The sequence below is a fragment of the Vannielia litorea genome, from assembly GCF_018424695.1.
Classification (GTDB): domain Bacteria; phylum Pseudomonadota; class Alphaproteobacteria; order Rhodobacterales; family Rhodobacteraceae; genus Vannielia; species Vannielia litorea_A.
Genome location: NZ_QTNQ01000014.1, coordinates 1 through 19,139, shown reverse-complemented (window position 1 = coordinate 19,139; position 19,139 = coordinate 1). Strand labels below are relative to the sequence as shown.

Below are 19,139 nucleotides of genomic sequence, written 5' to 3'. Positions count from 1 at the left end.
CAGGATGAGGACCTTCATTATTACCGGCGCGATGACAGCGCTTTTGTCGTCGGCGGGGGCTTTGACGCCGGCGCTGGCAGGATCTGAGGACGTGGTCGTCGAAGGCGCTTGGTCCCGCGCGTCCATCGGCATGAACCGCCCAGGCGCCGCCTACATGACGATCCGAAATACCGGCGATACACCGGTGATACTGATCGGTCTCGTGACGCCGCTCGCCATGATGCCCGAAATCCACGAGTCGAAGACCGATGCCGATGGCGTGAGTTCCATGGCTCCGGCCGACGAGATCACCATCGCGCCAGGCGAAAGCATGTCGCTCGAGCCGGGCGGTCTGCACGCGATGCTGATGCAGTTGCAGACACCGATGACGGAAGGAGAATCATATCCGCTGACGCTGCTCTTTGATGACGGGGGTGAAGTGACGGTCGAGGTGCCGATCCTTGGCATCGCCGCGCGTGGTCCGAACGACTGATGCGGCGACGGACGATCCTTGGCTACGGCGCAGTGGGTGCCGGGGCGCTACTCTTCGCGCTCTTTGTCGGTTGGTGGCAAGTGGACGGGCCTGGTGCGCCCGAACTGGAGGGCCAGCGGCCACTGGCTCTGTCCGCCATGGACTTCAGCCTGACGGATCACGAGGGAAACGAAGTCGGGCCGGAAACGCTGATCGGGCGCCCTGCGATGGTATTCTTCGGCTTTACCTACTGTCCGGACGTCTGCCCGACCACGCTCTCGGACATTTCGGGATGGCTCGACGATTTGGGGGACGAGGCAAACGAGATGTCCGTTGTTTTCATCACTGTCGATCCCGAGCGCGACACCGTCGATGCGATGTCGGAGTATGTCGGCTATTTCCATCCGGCGATCCGCGGCTGGACCGGCGAAGATGAGGAAATCGCGAAAGCGGTCCGCGGCTTCCGCGCGAGCTACGAGCGGGTGCCGACCGAGGGTGGCGGCTACACGATGAACCACACCGCCAGCGTTTTCCTTTTCGACGCTGCAGGGCGGTTCGTCACCATGATCGACTATCACGAGCCGAGGGAATTCGCGGTGCCGAAGATTCGCCGCGCACTCGAACAAGAAACTGAGGGGGCAACATGAACATCAGAGCTATCGCGGCAGGTATCGGAATTGTCGCCGCGCTATCGGGTGGTGTCGTTTTTCTTTCGGGGAGCTGGTCGAAGGACCCCGTACCTCCGGGCCTCGCGGCAGCAAGCATATGGACGCCGGACGGTCTCCAGCCTCCCCCGTTTTTGGTGTCGGAACGGCCGCGAATTGCGCAGGCAGGAGCCGAGCCCACGACGTTGCCTAGCCCCATGCCTCTTTTGCAGATCTCGGTCGCTGATACTTCCTTGCCGACGATCGAACCTCCCCTTTCCACTTGGTCGCGCGACATAGAAAGCGGTGAGACGCTCGACACAGTTCTCGCGGAGGCCGGTCTCTCGGCGACCGACCGTGCGGAAGTCGCCCTCGCTCTTGGCGCGGAATATGATTTGAGGCGGCTGCGGCCGGGACATTCGGTCACCGTCGTCTCGACGATGGACAGCAGCCCGCGCAGCGTCGTGCTCGCCATCGAAAACGGTGTGCGCATCGAGGCGATCTTCGGCGATGAGCTTGCCACGCAGGTCGTCACCCCGGAGTCCGAGACGGTAACGCTTTCCGGGGAAGCGGTGATCGACAGCTCGCTTTTCGCTGCGCTCGACGAAGCCGATATCCCGGCCCGGTTCGCGGTGGACCTGGCGCAGATGCTCGGCGGAACGGTGGATTTTCGCCGTGAGATGGCAGGCGGCGAAACGCTCCGGGTTCTCTGGCGCGAGGCCCGCGTGGAAAACGACAGGGTCGGCCAGCCTGACCTTGCCTTCGCCGCGCTCGAGGTTGGCGGCGCACTCTACGAGGTCGTTTGGCCAGCCAGCGGCAGCGGACAGGCGACGATCTACGTTGATGGCGAAGTCCTCCGCGTCTTCGCGCAGCCCGTCGAAGGTGCACGCCTGAGCTCCGTTTTCGGCCGCCGCACGCATCCGGTCTATGGGAACGTGCGAATGCACACCGGCGTCGATTTCGCTGCGGCGCGTGGGACCCCGGTTCAGGCCACGGCACCCGGGCGCGTCAGCTTCATCGGTTGGCGGAACGGGTACGGCCGCGTGGTTGAAATCTCGCATGGCTCCGACACCACGACGCGCTATGCACATCTCAGCGCCGTGCCGGACGGCCTTGTGCAAGGCCAGCGCGTGGCTGCCGGAGACCTGATCGGCAGTGTGGGCGCCACCGGCACCGCGACCGGTCCGAATCTGCACTACGAGGTTCTGGTGGACGGTCGGCCGACCGATCCTCTCTCCGAAGAGCGGCTCGCCGAAGCTGCCGAGCGCGAAGCGGATGACTCTGCCGCGCGGTCGATGCTCGCCGAAGCCCGCGCGCTTCTCGCTGAAAGTCTCGACCGCGAGATAGCCCTGACTGCAACTGAAAGGCTCTGACCCATGAAACGTCTGACACAAGCCCTGACCTTCGCCATCGCACTCTTTCCGGCGGCGCAGGCCCTCGCGGAGGCAACTGCCATCGATGTCCGAAAGACCAATGGATGCGGCTGCTGCCTGTCCTGGATGAACCATCTCCAGGAGAACGGTTTCGCACCGACGGGTCAGGACATGTTCGGCGGCCTTCTCGCGCGCTTCAAGCTCGACAAAGGGGTGCCGCAGCGAATGGTCTCCTGCCACACGGCGCTCGTTGACGGCTACGTGATCGAGGGCCACGTTCCGGCCGCTGACATCCGCCGGCTTCTAGACGAGCGGCCCGACGCGGTCGGTCTCGCGGTTCCGGGCATGCCCTACGGTTCGCCCGGCATGGGGCCCGAGGAGGACCGCGAAGCCTACGACGTCTTTCTGGTTCTGAAGGACGGCTCGACCGAAGTCTATTCGAGCTACCCGAAAGGGTAAGACACCTGACGAATGGATCAATTGTCCCCGATCATGCTCGGCTTTCTCGGAAGCCTGGCCGCCGGCACGTTGACAGCCGTCGGGGCAGTCCCCGTGCTGGTCGGGCGGATCCCTTCACGCGCCACCCGCGACCTGTCGCTCGGCTTTGCGGCTGGCGTGATGCTCGCAGCTTCGTTCTTCTCGCTGATCATTCCCGCGCTGGACGCGGCCGAGCCACGGTTCGACAACGGGGCAGCGCCCGCGGCCATCGTCTGCATCGCAATCCTTCTGGGCATGGCTGCCGTTGCCCTGATGAACGAGAAGCTGCCGCACGAGCATTTCAGAACGGGCCGCGAAGGCCCGGACGCCGCGTCGCTCCGGCGGGTCTGGCTCTTCATCATCGCAATCACGATCCACAACTTTCCCGAGGGTCTTGCGGTCGGGGTCGGGTTCGGTTCCGGTGGCATGGAAGGTGGCCTCCCACTCGCCATCGGTATCGGCTTGCAGAACGCGCCCGAGGGTCTGGCGGTGGCGGTGTCGCTCATGGGTGAAGGATACGCGAAGCTGCGCGCCTGGGGCATTGCGGCCCTCACCGGCATGGTCGAACCGATCGGCGGGTTGCTCGGGGCGGGTATCATCACGCTGTCGGAGCCGCTGCTGCCCTGGGGGCTGGCATTCGCCGCCGGCGCGATGCTCTATGTCATCAGCCACGAAATCATCCCCGAGACCCATCGCAGCGGACATCAGAACAAGGCAACGCTCGGACTGTCGATCGGTCTTGTCCTGATGCTGTTTCTCGATGTCTGGCTGGGGTGAGGCAATGTTGTCAGCCGAAAGACCGCCGGTGATCGGCATGTTGGCTGCCGTCGCGGCTTTCGCGATCGATCAGGTTACAAAGGCCATCGTCGTCACGAATGCGAGCGTCCTGAGCGCTGGTGTTCCCGTGTTTCCCGGATTCAACCTCACGTTCCATCGGAACGATGGCGTGACCTTCGGACTTTTGGGCGGCGCGCCGTGGTGGAGCCTCGTGGTGCTCGCTCTTGCCGTGTGCGCATGGCTTGTGATCATGATGCTGCGCACCCGGGACGGGATCGAGGCGCTTGCCTACGGGGCGATCATCGGCGGCGCCTTCGGCAACGTCTTGGACCGCCTCAGGTTCCGGGCCGTGACCGATTTCCTCGATTTCTACGCCGGCGCCGCGCACTGGCCAGCCTTCAACATGGCTGACGTCTTCGTGGTCGGCGGCGTCGGATTGCTTCTTGTCGCGCCGATGATCACGCGACGGCCCAGGTGCGGTCCATGACGCTGTTTTGGACGCTGTCCCGGGAACCGGTGATTTTCCTGCCATCGCGCATGATGGCGGCCATTGTAGCCGGTGGCGTTGCAGTTCTGACCCTCCCTCCGTTCTCGATCCTCCTGCTTGTCCCCGTTGCCTACGCCACCCTCCTTGTCCTCCTCCGGCATCTCCCGGTCGCCAAGGCAGCACTTGTCGGCTGGGCGTTCGGTCTCGGGCAGTTCGGTTTCGGACTCTCATGGATCGTGGAGAGTTTCTACGTGGATGCCGAGCGGTTCGGTGCAATGGCGATACCCGCCGTCGCGGGACTGTCCGCCGGACTGGCCATGTTTCCGGCCGTAGCGGCAGCGCTCTTCGCCGGCGTCGCACGACGCCGTGCGATCGGAGGCGTAACGGCCTGTCTCGTGTTCGCGACCTGCTGGACGGCGGCAGAGTGGCTACGAGGGCATGTGCTCACGGGCTTCCCCTGGAACCTCGCCGGCTATGCGCTCGTCGACTACGCGGCCTTGCGGCAACCGGCCGCGTGGGTCGGAAGCTTTGGGTTGAGCTTTCTCGTAATTCTCGTCGGCACTCTTCCGGCGCCGGCCCTTTTGGCGGAGGTGCGCCCGCGCTGGAGCATCAGCCTGCTCGGCGTTGGGATCGTTGTGGCGACCTGGTCCGCCGGCGTGGCGCGGCTCCAGCTCGAGCCGTCAAGCCCGCCGGGGCTCGATTTGAGGATCGTTCAGGGCAACGTTCCCCAGCAGGAAAAGTGGGCGCCCGAAAACCGGGAGGCGACGCTCACGCGCTATCTGGACCTCTCGACTCTTCCCGGCCCCGTCGACATCCTGCTCTGGCCCGAAACCGCCTTCCCGGGCTTTCTCGATGAGGACGTCGAGGCGCGTTCGCGCATCGCCGCTGCCCTGCCGGATGGAAGCCTGCTCCTGACAGGCGTACCCGATCGCGTCTCGACAGAAGAAGGCACGCGCTACTTTAATACCGTCCAAACCTTTGACCAGACCGGCGTGATCCTGACCGGGTACGCGAAGCACCGTCTCGTTCCCTTCGGCGAGTATGTACCGTTCAAAGGCTGGCTGCCGATCGAACGTCTGACGGAGGGTCTGGGGGACTTCACGGCCGGACCGGGGCCGCGCACGCTGGCACTGCCGGGGGTGCCGCTGGTTGCCGTGGCCATCTGCTACGAGATCATCTTTCCGGGCCATGTCGTTGACGGCCTGTTCCGGCCGGACTGGATTTTCAATGCGACCAACGATGCCTGGTTCGGAACCAGCATCGGACCTGAGCAGCACCTCGCCTCTGCACGCATGCGCGCCGTCGAGGAAGGGCTTCCCATCGTCCGGGCCGCAAACACAGGAATCTCAGCGGTCATCGACGCAAACGGTGACCTCGTCGCGCGGCTCGGCACCGGAGAAACCGGCGTCATCGATGCGGCTCTGCCCTTCGCTCATCAGCCAACGCTCTATGCGCGCTTCGGCGACTGGACGCTGCTGGCTCTCATCTTCGTAACCTGGGCCGTAGGACTGGCTGCGGGTCTTGGCGGCAAACACCGGCACAACAAGAAAACAAGAGCGGAGGCGAAGTCATGCTGGTAATCGCGGGCATTGTCGCGGGTGCGATCTGGGGTGGATATCTGGCGCGACGCCGAAAAGGAAACCGGCTGGATATCCTCCAGTACGCGGCGAGTTCGGCTATCGCCTTCGGTCTTCTCACCTACTTCGTCTCGGTGGTCCTCTTGCGCATCTTTGCATGAGAAGGGCTTCGAAATGGCACCGACGTGAGACGTCTTTTCAACATATTGCTGTACGGGTTCCTGGCGATCTGCATCACGGCATCGGTTGGTTCCGGGTTGGTCTATTTTCTGCTGAGCGCATCCGTTCCCGACTACGACGAGGACTTCTCGGTCGCAGGGCTGGACGGACCGGTCGATATTCTGCGAGATTCCTCGGCAATCCCGCACATTACCGCGAGTTCCGCCGCGGATGTCTACTTCGCGATCGGCTTCGTTCATGCCCAAGACAGGCTCGGTCAGCTGTTAAGGACAAGGCGAATGGCCGAAGCTTCTTGGCCATCGGATGAGACATTGTCCTTTGCGCCAGCGGTCTCAGATGCGCTCGCGTCCTATGCCGCTGGCATCAATGCGTGGCTCGAGCTTGTGTCGGAAGGCGGGCGTGGCAGAGGCTCGCCGGAGCTGCTGATCGCAGACGAACGGTTGATCGACGCCTGGACGCCCGGCGATAGCCTGAGGATTGCCCGGTCTTTCCTGCATGGCCTGCGACCGGGGAGTGCATGGGTCGGCGTCCCAGGCACGTCGAGAGCTCTGGCACCGACGGATCGCCCGAGATTGCCCGAATTGCTTGCCACTGATCCGCAGCAACGCCTCGATGCATGGGCGATAGACGGTGAGCGAACCGCTACCGGGACGCCAATTCTCGCCGCCGATATCAGCGGTTCCCTGTCGCTGCCCTCGGAATGGTATCTCGCCGATCTTCAATTTTCGACAGGCCCGGTCATAGGTGCCACAATGCCGGGCGTACCTTTCGTTATAGTTGGTCGCAACGCGCGCGTCGCTTGGGCCTTCCGGTCACTTCCCGTGCCAGACGAGGAGGCGCCAGGGGGGGCATCACCCGTGCAGGCGGCAGATTTCCTGACGATGCTGGAGCTGTTCGCGCGTTCTGCCGATGCGACCAATGTCATTGGAGTGGCCGCAGACATGTTGCCGAAGCGCATGGAGGCATTGGCAATTGATCGAGTGACCGTTGCCAGATGGCCAAAAGAAGAAGCCGTACGGGCGTCGTCATTTCGCGACATTCGACTGGCGGAGCTTGAAGCACGGCAATCGATCTTCTCGACAGAAGGCGCCATCAGTGTTCAAAGGGACACCGTAAGCTCCGTGGCGCGAACCCTCCTGCCCCTTATGGCGAAAGAGCTTTGGTTCGTGCCGTCCAGAGACAGCATCGAAGGCACCGATGCGGACGACATTCGTCGTGAGCTACTGGACATGCTTGCGTCGTGGAATGGCGAAATGGATCGTTATTCGCCGGAACCTCTGGTGTTCTGGACTTGGGTCCGGGCTTTGCAGCAGCGCATTTTGAAAGACGAATTTCCGGCAGCGCAGCAACTCTGGTCCCGTCCGAACCCGGACTTTCTTTATGCCGTACTCAGCGATCGTCGCGGCAGCGCGATCTGGTGCGACATCCGGCCATCATCACCTCGCGAGACTTGCGAGGAGCAGGTTCGCGTGGCCCTGGATGATGCCCTTGGCTGGCTGGTTGATCGATACGGGCGCGATCCCTCGACCTGGAGCTGGGGCGAAGAGCATAATTTGGACATGCAGTGGTTGCCGATCAGTTCGCGTGGGTTACTGACCGACCTGCTGTCCCTTCAAGCGCCGATTTCAGGCGATCCCTTTACGCAATTCTCGACGTCATTTGGTTTCGAAGAAGACGGTCCATTTCTTGTGAATGCCGGAAGCAATTTTCAGGCGGTCATGTCGATATCGGAAGAAGCGGGATCATACTACATCGCGCCCGCCGGACAGTCGGGACATCCGCTATCTCGGTTCTACGACAATCTCTTTCTTTCGTGGATACAAGGCGAATACTTGGCCATGTCGACCGATCTGTCATTGGCCCGTGGCGGCGCTTCCGGGTTCTCGCGACTCACACCGGCTACCTCGGTCAGTCCTCGGATGAGCGAGGGCCAGAGCGAATGATCACGAACCTCTTCCTTCTTTACGACCCTTTCGGCGATGCGCTGTCACCGGTGTCGCTCATTGTTGTCGGCATTACAGCATGGCTGTTTTTGCGTGGGCTCAAAATACACGCTCGCTGTCTCGGAAGGGTTTCTGGCTGGCGTCGAACCGTCTTCTTTGTCGGCCTCGCGGCCGTCCTCGTCGCGACGAATGGGCCGCTCCCGCCATTGGGGCACAGTCTGTTTTCGGTACACCAGGCCGAGCATCTTCTTCTGCGACTGGCAGGACCCCTTCTCATCGCGGTTTCTCAGCCCTGGCTTGTCCTTCAAGCCGGGTTGAAAAGGGAATGGCGCCGACGCCTTGCCCTGATTGGACGCGCGCGCATCCCGCGATTCTTGGCGCTTCCTGCATCTGCCACCTCCCTGTTGATTGGCGCGCTTTTCGTCTGGCAAATCCCGGTGATCTACGCCCTTGCACAACGTATTGCGGCGGTTGAGGCGCTGGCACATCTGTCAATGGCGCTAGCGGGGCTTTGGTACTTTGCTATGCTGTTCGATCCGCGTGATCCGCCTGAAGGAGCGCGGCGCGGTGCTCGACTGATGTCAGGGTTCGTGGTGATCGTTTCCAACATCTTTCTGGGCTCCCTGACAACGCTCAAAGAGGTGCCTCTCTATGGATCAGAAATCATCGCAGCCAACGGTGGTCGACTTCGCGCCCTGGCTGACGAAACAATCGGCGGCTACGTAATCTGGGTCCCGTCGTCGATGGTTCTCATCGTGGCAATCATCCTGGTGCTGAACGGCTGGAACGCGGCGGAGGAACGGCGTTGGACTTCCCGCTACGAACTCATGCGCAAATCGAATGCGGCGGCGCTCGAGTTTCCGGAAACCGCGGAGGAACTGCGTCTGAAAGTGGAGAAGCCGAACCGGGACATGGGCCGTACCCTCGCCCTCGGCGCATTCGCCATGTTCATGATTGTCATGATTACCGTCGTGACCATCGTCTATGCGCTCTGAACATTGGATCGGGCACCGAAATTGGACACTGGCATTCGATGAAGCGATGGACTGGCTGAAGGGAAATAGCGCGCATTTCGCTAAGTTAGTGCGACAGTCTCTTCTTTGAGGGCCTTGGGGCCAGGATCTTCCAGCGGAGGCACTTCCGACGTGTTGCATTCGGGCGATGGCAAGTTGCTCCAATGTTGCAAATTGAATGCGCGGCCCCGGACACGTCGCGACGCAGGTAGTGCTTTACGCTTGAATGGGGGCTAACCGCCGCTTTGGGCGTTCCGCAACGCACGCTCAAATGCGTTCAAGGTGTTTTCGCTCACATGGTGCTCAATTCCTTCCGCATCGCGTTCCGCGGTCTCCTCATCGATCCCAAGGCTTAGAAGGAACGCGACTACAATCCGGTGCCGGCGCCGACACTTCTCGGCCAATGCCTGCCCTTCATCGGTTAGGAACACCGCTCGATAGCGTTCTCGGCGAACGAGGCCCGCGCTCCTGAGTCGTGAAATGTTCTTCGTGACAGTGGGTGGTTTCACTCCGAGTCGCTCGGCGATATCGACCGGTCGGGCCTCCCCGCGGGTCTCGATCAGCTCCGCGATCAATTCCACATAGTCCTCTGCCATCTCGCTTTCATGCGCTTGCCGCACGATCGCAAAGCCTTCCGCCTGCGCCTCCGGCGCGCGTTCCACAGGTTCAAAGGTCTCGCGTTCATGGGATTGCGGCTTGGTCATTTCGCAAGTCTGCCCTGAGACACAAGGATTGACAACTTGTTTGCTTCGGGTAGATAAATTAGCCACGGCTAACTTTTTGTTGGAGGTCATGGTGTTCCGGAAGCTACTTGGGTTCGTGATTTTCTCTCTGGCCGGCGCGATGATCTCGTTCGGGCCGGCCATCGCGACACCTGCGAAAGAAGCCCCATGGCTTCCGGACGCGGCAGCCTACCGTCTGACGTTGTTTCTCGGAAATCTGGAGCCGCTACCTTGGGACGACGTCGAGGCCGCCTGGTCCGAACCTTACCGAAACTCGGAGTTTTCCGCGGACGCGCTGACCTGGTTGGGTGAGAAAAGCGACATCGAAACCGGGCCTTTACTGGACGCAATGGCGCGACGGGATCGACAGTCCCTCTTCGCCGCCGCGACGAGGTTGATCGCGCTCAGGATCGAGGAAGAGCTGGGCCGCGCACTGGACGTTGACGACCCGGCACGCGCGCAGCAAGCGGTCGGGACCGCTCGCGAACTCTACCGCGCCTTCGCTGACGGCGTTGCCGCCGCCGATCCTAAGGCATCACGCCGGATCGGTCTTGCTTGGCTGGAACTTAACAGTAGCACAGGGTCCGCCGGTGTTCTCGGAGCAGGCACCACGCCACCAGACCGCGAAACGATGGTCACGGCACGAGCGGTGATCTCTGACTATCTCGCGGAGAACTATCTTGTGGACGACTTCGCTCCGAGGCAGCAGCTCAGCCCGCTGCCTGAGACGGCTGTGATCAGCGGACGCGACATCGAGGTGCCACCGAGCCTGCCGCCGGGGTCCGACATCTTCGACCAGGATCCCCTGCCCCGGCTCGTCCTCAATTTCGAGGCGCAGGGCATCGATGAAACCGATCTGCCGATTGTCGCTTACGGCGACATGCTGTTCGACAGCGCGCAAATCTTCGGCAGCCCAGCGCGCGACCTCGGGATCGCCTGTTCAACCTGTCACAATCGCTCGGACGTGAACCAGCGTCTGTTCATTCCCGGCGCCAGCCATCAGCCCGGGGCAATCGACGTGGACGGCGCCTTCTTCAATCCGATCTTCAACGACCGACGAGACGACCCGCTCGATATCCCAAGCCTGCGCGGCCTGCGCTTCACAGGGCCCTATGGCCGCGACGGTCGGTTTGCTTCACTGCGCGACTTCACCCGCAACGTGATCGTCAACGAATTCGGCGGTGCCGAACCGACGCCCTTCATGCTCGACGCGCTCTTGGCCTATATGCTGGAGTTCGACTTCCTGCAGAATTCGATGCTGGCTGCGGATGGCAGGTTGACAGACGCAGCACCGGAGGCCGCGCGGCGCGGCGAAGAGATCTTCAATCGGCCATTGGCGGGACTCGGCGACCGCTCCTGCGCCAGCTGTCATGTGCCGGACGGCAACTTCCTCGACCGTCAGGCGCATGACATCGGGTCCGCCAGTCCGCCCTACGAGGGTGCGCGGGCGAGCGCATTCGACACGCCGACCTTGCTCGGGACGGTCTACACTGCGCCATACTTCCACGACGGATCGCTGCCGACCCTCGCTGCTGTCGTGGACTGGTTCGACGAGACGAAATCGCTCGATCTCACTGATGCCCAGCGCTCTGACCTCACCGCATACCTCGAAGCGGTGGGCTCAGCTGATGAGCCTTATGAGACTTTCGATGCCGAGAACACGTCCTTCCGCCTCGCCTTCTCTGAATTGACGACCTTCGCTTCGACAATCGATACGCTGCTGCCCCGGCGGGACGCAGAGCACATCCTGCTCCTGACGGATACGGTCGCGGCGGACCTCTCGGCCGATGCCAGCACGATGTCCAACCTTGCCGGTCGGCCAGAGGTCTATGCACTTGCCGAGCGATTGGCCCAGGTCGGTGCCGCCGTGCGCGCCGGAGACTGGGAGACGGCCGAGGCACACTGGACCGCGTTCAGGGATGCGGCCGACACAATCGAAGAAAGGGCGTTCTGATGTCGATCCGTCTGAGCCGCAGAAAAACGCTGATCCTGTCCGCCGCGGGCGCCGTGTCCTTGGGAACACGGCTTGCAGCACAGCAAGAAGGCTTGCGCCTCGCCTTCATTCCCCAGGAAAACCCCGAAAAATTGCTCGGCGACATCGCGGCCATCACCGGTTGGCTGGCGGATCAGATCGGCGTACCGGTCGAGGGTTTCGTCACCATCGACCACGCCGCGGCCGTCGAGGCGCTGCGGAACGGTGACGCCGACATTTCTTTCATGGGCGCGCTCCCCTTCGTGCTGGCCGAGGCCGAGATCGGCGCAGTGCCTCTGCTGTCCGAAGTCTATCGCGGCGCGCCGAGTTACACCGGCCGGATCTTCGTGCGCCGCGACAGCGGGATCGAAACGCTTGCTGATCTCGGTGGCAAGGATATCGCTTTTGCGGACCCGATCTCGGAATCGGGCTATCTCTATCCTCTGGCCGAGTTCGTCGAGGCCGGATTGGTTGCCGGGCCCGGTGACGCGGACGCCTTTTTCGGTCGCATCTTCTTCGCGGGCGGATATCAGCAGGCGATGCAGGCGATGGCCGAGGGCCTTGTCGAGGCCGCCGGCGCGAGCCAGTACGCCGACCTCCTTCTCACCCCGCAACAGCAGGCCGAGGTCATCTGGATCGCCGAGAGCGAACCAATCCCCAGCCACGTGGTGATCGCGCGACCGGGACTGGACGCAGATCTTCGGTCGCGGTTCGTCGATGCGATGATGCGCCTCAACGAAGCCGGCAACCGCGACCTGCTGCGCTACCTCTACGGACCCGACGGCTATGTCCGAGCGGACCCCGCTGCCTATGACGGGGTGCGCGACATGGCCCGCCGCTACGGACTCCTCGGGTGAGCGCCGCGGCGCAAATAGGCGATCTGAGCTTCGTCCATCAGGGCGCCGGGCTACCGGCATTGGACCATGTGTCGCTCATGGTGCCTGCAGGCGAAAGCACCGCGCTGCTCGGACCCTCGGGGGCCGGGAAAACGACACTACTGGCCTTGCTCGACGGGCGTCTTCGCGGCTGGCGCGGTCGGGTCTCGGTCCTCGGCGCGCCGCTCGATCCAGACCATCCGCCTTCGCGCGCCAGCCGGCCAGATATCGGCTTTGTCTTTCAGGAATTCGCGCTGGTCGAACGCTCTTCAGTGCTGCGAAACGTTCTGAACGGGCGCCTTGGCCGCATGTCGCCCTTGCGCGCGGCCCTCGGTTCTCCCTTGCCACGCGACCTGGAGGTGGCGCGCGCCGCACTCGCTGATTGCGGCATCGCCGATCTGGCCGAGCGTAGGGTCGACAGCCTCAGCGGTGGGCAGCGGCAGCGTGTGGCCATCGCCCGATGCCTCGCCCAGGAGCCGCGCCTGATCCTTGCCGACGAGCCCGTCAGCAATCTCGATCCCGCCCGCGCCGCGGAAATCCTGACGCTGCTGACCGGTGCTGCGCGCGCGCGTGGCGCGACCGTGCTGTTCTCCTCGCACCAGCCCGACCTCGCGCGGCGTTTCGCCGATCGTATCGTGGGCATGCGCGATGGCCGGATCGCCTTCGACGTGGCTGTCGGAGACTTGAGCGATGTCGCGACCGCGGACCTCTATCGCGAAACGACGGCCCTGCCGGCCATCGGTTTGCGGGCGGTGACCTGATGCGGTCGCGCGGGTTTGGCGGTTTCGCGGCCGGGGCTTTGGTCGCGGGTGCAGTTCTCTGGTCGTTCGCCACGACCGATGTCGACCTGTCGCGCCTCCTGTCCGCCGGCCCCCGGATCGCGGATTTCCTCGGCCGGATGGTCCCGCCCGATCCGACCGTGATGAACGAGATCGTGAAGGGCAGCGCGGAAACGCTGCGCATCGCGATCCTGGGGTCTCTGGGCGCGGTCCTCCTGTCGGTACCCCTCGGGATACTTGCATCCGAGACGATGGTGTCGCCGGCGCTCTACCGCCCTGTCCGCACGCTGCTCGCCTTCATCCGCGCCATCCCGCTGATTCTGGTGGCGATGCTCATGGTGGGCGCGGTGGGCCTGGGTCCCCTGCCCGGCATCATCGCGATCGCCTTCCATGCCACCGGCATGCTCGCGAAATTCTACGCCGAAGCGATCGACGGCGTCTCCCGCGCGCCGATTGCCGCGCTGGAGAGCGCCGGCGCCGCGCCCTTGGCGCAGCTGAGGTATGCGATCTGGCCGCAGATGGCGCCGGTCGTCGCACGTGACACCATCTTTCGGTTCGAATTGAACCTGCGCGAGTCGCTGATCCTGGGCATCGTCGGCGCGGGCGGGATCGGGTTCTACATCCAGACCTATGTGCGCTCGTTCCAGTACGAAAAGGCAGCAAGCGTCACATTGGCCGTGATCGCCATGGTGATCGCTATCGAGGGCATCAACGTGGCTCTTCGCCGCCGGTTTGCCTGAAGCGATCGACGGACGCGCCGACGCGTCTCGGCCCATCAGGCGTAGATGTCGATCGGTGTCCCGTCCCGAACCATGGCGTAGATTTCCTCGATCTCGGGATCCGAGACCGAGATGCAGCCTGCCGTCCAGTCGCGGACATTCGTGGGGTCGATCCCCCGCCGCGGCCCGCCGTGGATGAAGATATCGCCGCCAGGGGATCGGCCTTGCGCTTCGGCAAATGCGATGTCTGCCTCGTTCGGGTAGGAGATGCCGACGGACAGATGGAAGAGGCTGTCGGGGTTCCGCCGGTCGATCACGTAGGAGCCTTCCGGTGTGCGGCCGTCGCCCTCGAACTGCTTGTGACCGACAGGCGCGAAGCCCAGCCCGATCGGATATGTCCGTAAGACGCGATCGGCGCCGTCGAGAACCAGCAGGCGCTGCGCCTTGTAAAGGCGCAGCCGGGTGACCTCGGGTCCGGTGTAGGTTCGGAACTTGCTGGCGCAGCCGGATAGAAAAGCGACAAGCCCTCCGAATAAGACGACGCGGCGCGGAATATGGATCTTCATCACTGCTCTATGCCTCGTGTGAGAGGTCTCGTATGGGTCAAAAGCTACCCTGCGGGTGGTGGCGGTTCAATGCCCGTGTGCAAGAGCGCCGCTTGCCATCTGTTCACCAATCTGTTCACCGCCGGATGGCGGCGCACCTGCCTTGTGGCCGTTGAGCAGGCGCAATGCATTGGCCACCACGAGAAGCGAGACGCCGACATCCGCCGCGATGGCGCCCCACATCGACGCCATCCCGAATGCCGTCGCGACGACGAAAACGGCCTTCGTCGCCAGTGAAACGCCGATGTTCTGGCGGATGATCGACATGGCGCGGCGTGAATGGCCGATGAGCCACGGTACCTTGCCGATATCGTCCGTCATCAGGGCGATGTCCGCTGTCTCGATGGCCGCGTCGGACCCGACGGCGCCCATGGCGATGGCGTAGTGGGCGCGCGCCATGGCCGGTGCGTCATTCACCCCGTCGCCGATCATCGCCACCATGTCGTGGCTTTCGACCAATTCCTCGATGGCCGTTACCTTGTCCTCGGGCAAGAGTTCGGCACGCACCTCGTCGATGCCGACATCGGCCGCGACGGCGCGTGCGGTGCATTCGTTGTCGCCGGTCAGCATGACGATGGTTTTCACGCCCTGCGCGTGCAGACGTGCGACAATCCCCTTGGCGTCGGGGCGGATGCGGTCGCGCAGTTCGAGAATGCCGGTCACGCCGGTCCTGTCACCGACGGCCACAAGTGTGCTGCCGGCCCCTTCGATCCGGTCACGGAGGTCCGCCGGAATGGCGCTGCCGAACCCTTTCTCCTCGGCGAACCGGTCGGAGCCAAGCCAGACCTCTCGTCCCCCTGCCCGTCCTTCCAGCCCCCGTCCCGGCACGGTGCGCGTATCCTCGGCCGCTGATACCGCGATGCCGTCTGCCTCGGCCCGCGCAAGAATGGCACGGGCCAGCGGATGCGATGACCTCGCTTCGAGTGCGGCCGCCAGCGTCATAAGATCGCGCGCCGAGGCCCCGCCAAGTGGATGCACGGCGGCCACCTCCGGTTCACCCATCGTGATGGTTCCGGTCTTGTCCATCGCCAGAGCCGTCGTCCGGCCCGGAGCCTCGACATAGGCTCCGCCCTTGATGAGAACCCCCGCCCGCGCCGAGGCCGTCAGCGCTGCAACAATGGAAACCGGCGTCGAGATGACCAGCGCACAGGGACAGGCGATCACGAGAAGAACGAGCGCGTTGTAAAACCAGTAGTCCCAAGCTCCACCGAAGACGAGCGGCGGTACCAGCGCAATGGCGACGGCCAAAGCCATGACGATGGGAGTGTAGATACGCGCGAACTTCGCGACCCACTGCTCCACGGGCGCCCGGCGGGCGTGAGCGTCCCCCACCATGCGGATGATTTTGGCGAGCACCGTGTCGGAGGCCGCCCTGGTCGCGCGCACCGTCAGCGTCCCTTCGCCGTTGATCGTTCCAGCGTAGACTTCGTCACCCGGCTCCTTCGGCACCAGCGCACTTTCGCCGGTGATCGGCGCCTGATCGACGGCCCCTGCCCCATCTACAACTTCACCATCCAGTGGGATGCGGTCGCCGCCGCGCACCACGAACCGTGCATTGATGGCAACAGCGGAAGCCGGCACGTCTGCTTCAGAACCATCATCATAAAGAACCCTTGCCGTCTGCGGCGCCAGGTCAAGCAACGCTGAAACCGCGTTCCGCGCGCGCCCGACGCTCCAGCTTTCGAGGTAGAGCGACAGCGAGAAGAAGAAGGCCACCGTCGCCGCCTCGAAGAACTCGCCGAGGCCGATGGCTCCCGCCACCGCGACCACCATGAGGAGGTTCATGTCGGGCGAAAGACGCCGCGCGGAGGACCAGGCCTTTGGGGCCACAAGCCAGACACCGAACAGGATCGCGACGGCGAAGAGCACCGCCTCGGCCAGCGGCATGGTGGACTCTCCGTGACCCGCGAACAGGAATAGGGCCCCGCCCATGCCGGTCTCAAAGATGTGCCAGAGAAAGCCCGCCGCCCAGAAGCCGCCGCTCAGCGCCGTGAAGAGCCGCTGTCGGGCGAGATGGGCCGCCTGATCTTCGGAGGCGGTTCCTGCATCCCACGGTTTCGCACTCATGCCGGTGGTTGCAACCAGTTGCGCCACCTCGTCGTCAGTTACACGGTCCGCGCTGTCCAGAATGGTCATCCGCCCGTTGATGACGTCGAAAGCCAGATGCTCTGCTCCGCCGACCTTCGGGCCGACGACTTTATTCAGGATCGCTACTTCTTCGGCGCAGTCGAGACCGGAAACCTGATAGCTTCGCCCGACCGATGGCGCAGGCGTCGCCGGAGCGATGTCGCCGCAGTTTCCACCGCCTCCGCAGCAGCTATCGTTTCGACCTTCATCGTGATGGTGATCGTTGGCATGGGCGGAAGAAGACATTGACGCACCTTGTGATTCGGGCTGACGGTATTGACATAGCTCCTACAGCGACTAGAGCTTCAAGGGGTCAGATGTCCTTGACATGGGATGGCCGGATACGCGATCCGGGCTGGAACGGAATCCTTCGTGGTCCCTTCGAGACAACAGGCAGTCCGATCGCGAATGGCAAATGAGGTAGATATGCGAAAGACAACAGTTTTTACTTTGTTAACAACAATTGCCCTTGCCGGATGCGCGATGCCAGTTGCCGATCGCGACAGGTACGAGGTCGGGAATGTGCCCGATCAGGTGGTAGCGATGGCAGCGCCGGGCCAGGACCTGTCTTCGGCCCGTCTGGTGCCTGATGATGGATGCTATTGGTACACGCATAGCGGACCGGTCGAGACGACGTTGGTTCCGCTTCGCGACGTCGGAGGAAGGCCCATCTGCACCGCGCGGCAGTCTTGAAAGCCGCATAGGGCGTGAGACGTTCGTGTCTGTCGAAGGTCGCCCAAGTCACCCTTGCGCGACTACGCTCTCCTCAGCCGAATACAGGTACGCCGTCGCTCCGATTCTCACCCTCGGGTAAAGGTCGTTGATATGAGCCATGACCATCCTGACGCACCCTGAACTCGCCCGGCCACCGATGCTCCTCGGATATGGCGTTCCGTGGATGCGTAGATATGTGTCCCGTTCGCCAACGAAGAGATAGAGCGCCCGCGATCCGAGCGCATTGGTCGGACCGGGCTCCATCCCGTCGGCGAACTCGGCATATTCCGGGTTCCGCTCGATCATGTTCTTAGTCGGCGTCCAGTGCGGCCACTCAACCTTGCGCCGGATCGTGTAGGTCCCCGGCTCATAGAGATCACCTCGCGCGATTGCCACGCCGTAGCGCATCGCCGTACCGCCTTCCTCGATGTGGTACAGGTACCGCGCAACCGCATCGACATGGATGTCTCCCGGGATTAGTCCCGCGTTTGCGGCAACGCGTTGCGGAAGAAAGCGCGGATGCAGATCCCACGGGTTCGTTGTCGCCGGGTCGTACCCGACCGGTGTGACCTCTGCATCCCACGCGGCCTTTTGGGTCGCCGTCGGGAATGTGTCTGCAAAAGACACGCTTGGAAGCGACATCGACATCAACGCCGATGTTGTTTGAATGAAGTGTCGTCTTGTCAGCATCGATGGAATGTATCTCTCTGCACTAGGTTTTTTCTTTTTGCAGCGGTGTGTATGCAACCTCTAGCGGCTGGAGGGTCAAGGGAAGTTTTTGAGCCCTAAAATCGTTCCAAACAGTACTCGATCGCGAGATCGACAATTGGACACATGCTGCACATGACGCGGAGCAAGTCACTGAAATGGCGCCTGGATGCGCTAGCATCCATCATCGGGCAACTCGTCCAGCTGATGAGATTCGATTGCCGCCGCGAGCATGGCCGCTTCTTCGGCTTTGGGGTCGTAACGTTCATCTTCATACCAGGGATCCGGGACCACAACGCCGGCATCGATCAAAGCCATCGCCAGATGAGGCTTGATGTCGCCATCGACATTCAGACGTATCATCTTGGGCTTGTCTCGTTCGAAAAACAGCTTTGCGACGTTCACCAGATCCGCTGGCTGGTCGAGGGCGTACTCCCCGTGCAAGGCACCATTGACCTCAATGGCGAGCTTCCGGTTTGCGAAGGGGCCGCTTTCACGAATGACGATCTCGGACATGCATGTTCTCCGTTAGGCCGACGCGAGCCGGTCCGGTTGGTTTGCCATCAGCGATTCCCGGAGCATCCGGTGCTGGTTCTGATCGGCGGCAGGTTCAGGGTGCCAGGCGCCGCCTTCTGCTCACATGCACAACTTCAGGATACGAAAGCAGGTTGAAGGTATCAGGATTACTGTCCAACGGCAGCACAGATGATTGGACCTGAAGCCCGAGCACCAGTTGCCGACGGCGTCGAGCTTGGCCGTGACGCGAAATCTGATCGCTACCAACGATGCGAGGTAGGCAGCTTCGTCGTGGGCTCCCCTGCCCTACCTTACCCTGCCCCGCGTGCGTGGCAAGGCGTTCAGCGGTGACTCTGTCCGTCGTCAGGTGATTTGGAACACGAGCGCCTGATCTCGAACGGAGGGTCTGGCTCGTTGTGGTTTCAGTCTATGCCGTTGTCTGGCAGTGCAGCAAGCGCCGCTCCTCGATGGTCCTGGCTT

20 protein-coding genes are annotated in these 19,139 nt (G+C 62.9%); 15 read left to right on the top strand and 5 right to left on the bottom strand.

Features of this window, described 5'->3' with window-relative positions; all coding sequences use genetic code 11:
* The first annotated feature begins 4 nt into the window (after positions 1-4).
* The 10 genes from DYI42_RS07230 to DYI42_RS07185 are packed head-to-tail and all read left to right on the top strand — an operon-like array spanning position 5 to position 8,904.
* On the top strand, positions 5-472 hold the full coding sequence (locus DYI42_RS07230; protein ID WP_167646956.1) for a copper chaperone PCu(A)C: 468 nt from the start codon (positions 5-7) through the stop codon (positions 470-472).
* A complete protein-coding gene (locus tag DYI42_RS07225; protein WP_213545261.1) occupies positions 472-1,098 on the top strand; it encodes an SCO family protein in 627 nt (208 codons plus the stop codon). Before DYI42_RS07230 ends, DYI42_RS07225 begins: the two co-directional genes overlap by 1 nt.
* Complete coding sequence (locus DYI42_RS07220) at positions 1,095-2,468, top strand: M23 family metallopeptidase (protein ID WP_213545260.1); 1,374 nt, start codon at positions 1,095-1,097, stop codon at positions 2,466-2,468. The genes DYI42_RS07225 and DYI42_RS07220 overlap by 4 nt, the downstream gene beginning before the upstream one ends.
* 3 nt (positions 2,469-2,471) lie before the next feature.
* A complete protein-coding gene (locus DYI42_RS07215; protein ID WP_213545259.1) occupies positions 2,472-2,927 on the top strand; it encodes a DUF411 domain-containing protein in 456 nt (151 codons plus the stop codon).
* 12 nt (positions 2,928-2,939) lie between these two features.
* Positions 2,940-3,722 (top strand): ZIP family metal transporter, encoded by a 783-nt coding sequence (locus DYI42_RS07210; RefSeq protein ID WP_213545258.1) that lies wholly within the window; start codon positions 2,940-2,942, stop codon positions 3,720-3,722.
* Positions 3,723-3,750: 28 nt separating this feature from the next.
* Positions 3,751-4,209 (top strand): signal peptidase II, encoded by a 459-nt coding sequence (gene lspA, locus DYI42_RS07205; protein WP_342344625.1) that lies wholly within the window; start codon positions 3,751-3,753, stop codon positions 4,207-4,209.
* Entirely contained in the window at positions 4,206-5,789 is a 1,584-nt protein-coding gene (gene lnt, locus DYI42_RS07200; RefSeq protein WP_244867669.1) for an apolipoprotein N-acyltransferase, read from the top strand. Before lspA ends, lnt begins: the two co-directional genes overlap by 4 nt.
* Positions 5,780-5,947, top strand: coding sequence for a hypothetical protein (locus DYI42_RS07195; RefSeq protein ID WP_009503847.1), 168 nt, complete (start codon positions 5,780-5,782; stop codon positions 5,945-5,947). Before lnt ends, DYI42_RS07195 begins: the two co-directional genes overlap by 10 nt.
* 24 nt (positions 5,948-5,971) lie before the next feature.
* Positions 5,972-7,909 (top strand): penicillin acylase family protein, encoded by a 1,938-nt coding sequence (locus DYI42_RS07190; RefSeq protein ID WP_213545256.1) that lies wholly within the window; start codon positions 5,972-5,974, stop codon positions 7,907-7,909.
* The gene (locus DYI42_RS07185) at positions 7,906-8,904 is read left to right on the top strand and encodes a cytochrome c oxidase assembly protein (RefSeq protein ID WP_213545255.1); all 999 of its coding nucleotides are present in this window, start codon (positions 7,906-7,908) and stop codon (positions 8,902-8,904) included. The genes DYI42_RS07190 and DYI42_RS07185 overlap by 4 nt, the downstream gene beginning before the upstream one ends.
* Positions 8,905-9,155: 251 nt before the next feature.
* Here DYI42_RS07185 and mntR read toward each other — a convergent pair whose 3' ends face one another.
* Positions 9,156-9,626: a manganese-binding transcriptional regulator MntR gene (mntR, locus tag DYI42_RS07180; protein ID WP_213545254.1), complete on the bottom strand. Its 471-nt coding sequence runs from the start codon at positions 9,624-9,626 to the stop codon at positions 9,156-9,158.
* 76 nt (positions 9,627-9,702) lie between these two features.
* Between mntR and DYI42_RS07175 the strand changes: the two genes are divergently transcribed.
* From DYI42_RS07175 to phnE, 4 genes are read left to right on the top strand one after another with little or no spacing between them, the layout of a single operon-like run.
* Positions 9,703-11,598 carry a cytochrome c peroxidase gene (locus tag DYI42_RS07175; protein WP_244867668.1) on the top strand — a complete coding sequence of 632 codons (1,896 nt, stop codon included), beginning with the start codon at positions 9,703-9,705 and terminating at the stop codon, positions 11,596-11,598.
* Entirely contained in the window at positions 11,598-12,473 is an 876-nt protein-coding gene (locus DYI42_RS07170; RefSeq protein ID WP_213545253.1) for a phosphate/phosphite/phosphonate ABC transporter substrate-binding protein, read from the top strand. Before DYI42_RS07175 ends, DYI42_RS07170 begins: the two co-directional genes overlap by 1 nt.
* Complete coding sequence (locus tag DYI42_RS07165; protein WP_213545252.1) at positions 12,470-13,252, top strand: phosphonate ABC transporter ATP-binding protein; 783 nt, start codon at positions 12,470-12,472, stop codon at positions 13,250-13,252. The genes DYI42_RS07170 and DYI42_RS07165 overlap by 4 nt, the downstream gene beginning before the upstream one ends.
* On the top strand, positions 13,252-14,010 hold the full coding sequence (gene phnE, locus DYI42_RS07160; protein WP_213545251.1) for a phosphonate ABC transporter, permease protein PhnE: 759 nt from the start codon (positions 13,252-13,254) through the stop codon (positions 14,008-14,010). Before DYI42_RS07165 ends, phnE begins: the two co-directional genes overlap by 1 nt.
* A 35-nt stretch (positions 14,011-14,045) precedes the next feature.
* Here phnE and DYI42_RS07155 read toward each other — a convergent pair whose 3' ends face one another.
* Entirely contained in the window at positions 14,046-14,555 is a 510-nt protein-coding gene (locus DYI42_RS07155; protein WP_213545250.1) for a L,D-transpeptidase family protein, read from the bottom strand.
* Positions 14,556-14,621: 66 nt separating this feature from the next.
* Positions 14,622-16,967, bottom strand: a complete 2,346-nt coding sequence (locus DYI42_RS07150) for a heavy metal translocating P-type ATPase (RefSeq protein ID WP_213545249.1) — start codon at positions 16,965-16,967, stop codon at positions 14,622-14,624.
* 180 nt (positions 16,968-17,147) lie between these two features.
* Here DYI42_RS07150 and DYI42_RS24210 point away from each other — a divergent pair, with 180 nt between their 5' ends.
* Positions 17,148-17,414, top strand: coding sequence for a hypothetical protein (locus tag DYI42_RS24210; RefSeq protein ID WP_440870629.1), 267 nt, complete (start codon positions 17,148-17,150; stop codon positions 17,412-17,414).
* A gap of 48 nt (positions 17,415-17,462) precedes the next feature.
* Here the strand turns inward: DYI42_RS24210 and DYI42_RS07145 are convergent, their stop codons facing one another.
* Both DYI42_RS07145 and DYI42_RS07140 read right to left on the bottom strand, forming a co-directional pair.
* Complete coding sequence (locus DYI42_RS07145; protein WP_213545248.1) at positions 17,463-18,125, bottom strand: L,D-transpeptidase; 663 nt, start codon at positions 18,123-18,125, stop codon at positions 17,463-17,465.
* A gap of 192 nt (positions 18,126-18,317) precedes the next feature.
* Positions 18,318-18,659: a hypothetical protein gene (locus DYI42_RS07140; protein ID WP_213545247.1), complete on the bottom strand. Its 342-nt coding sequence runs from the start codon at positions 18,657-18,659 to the stop codon at positions 18,318-18,320.
* Positions 18,660-19,139: the final 480 nt, after the last annotated feature.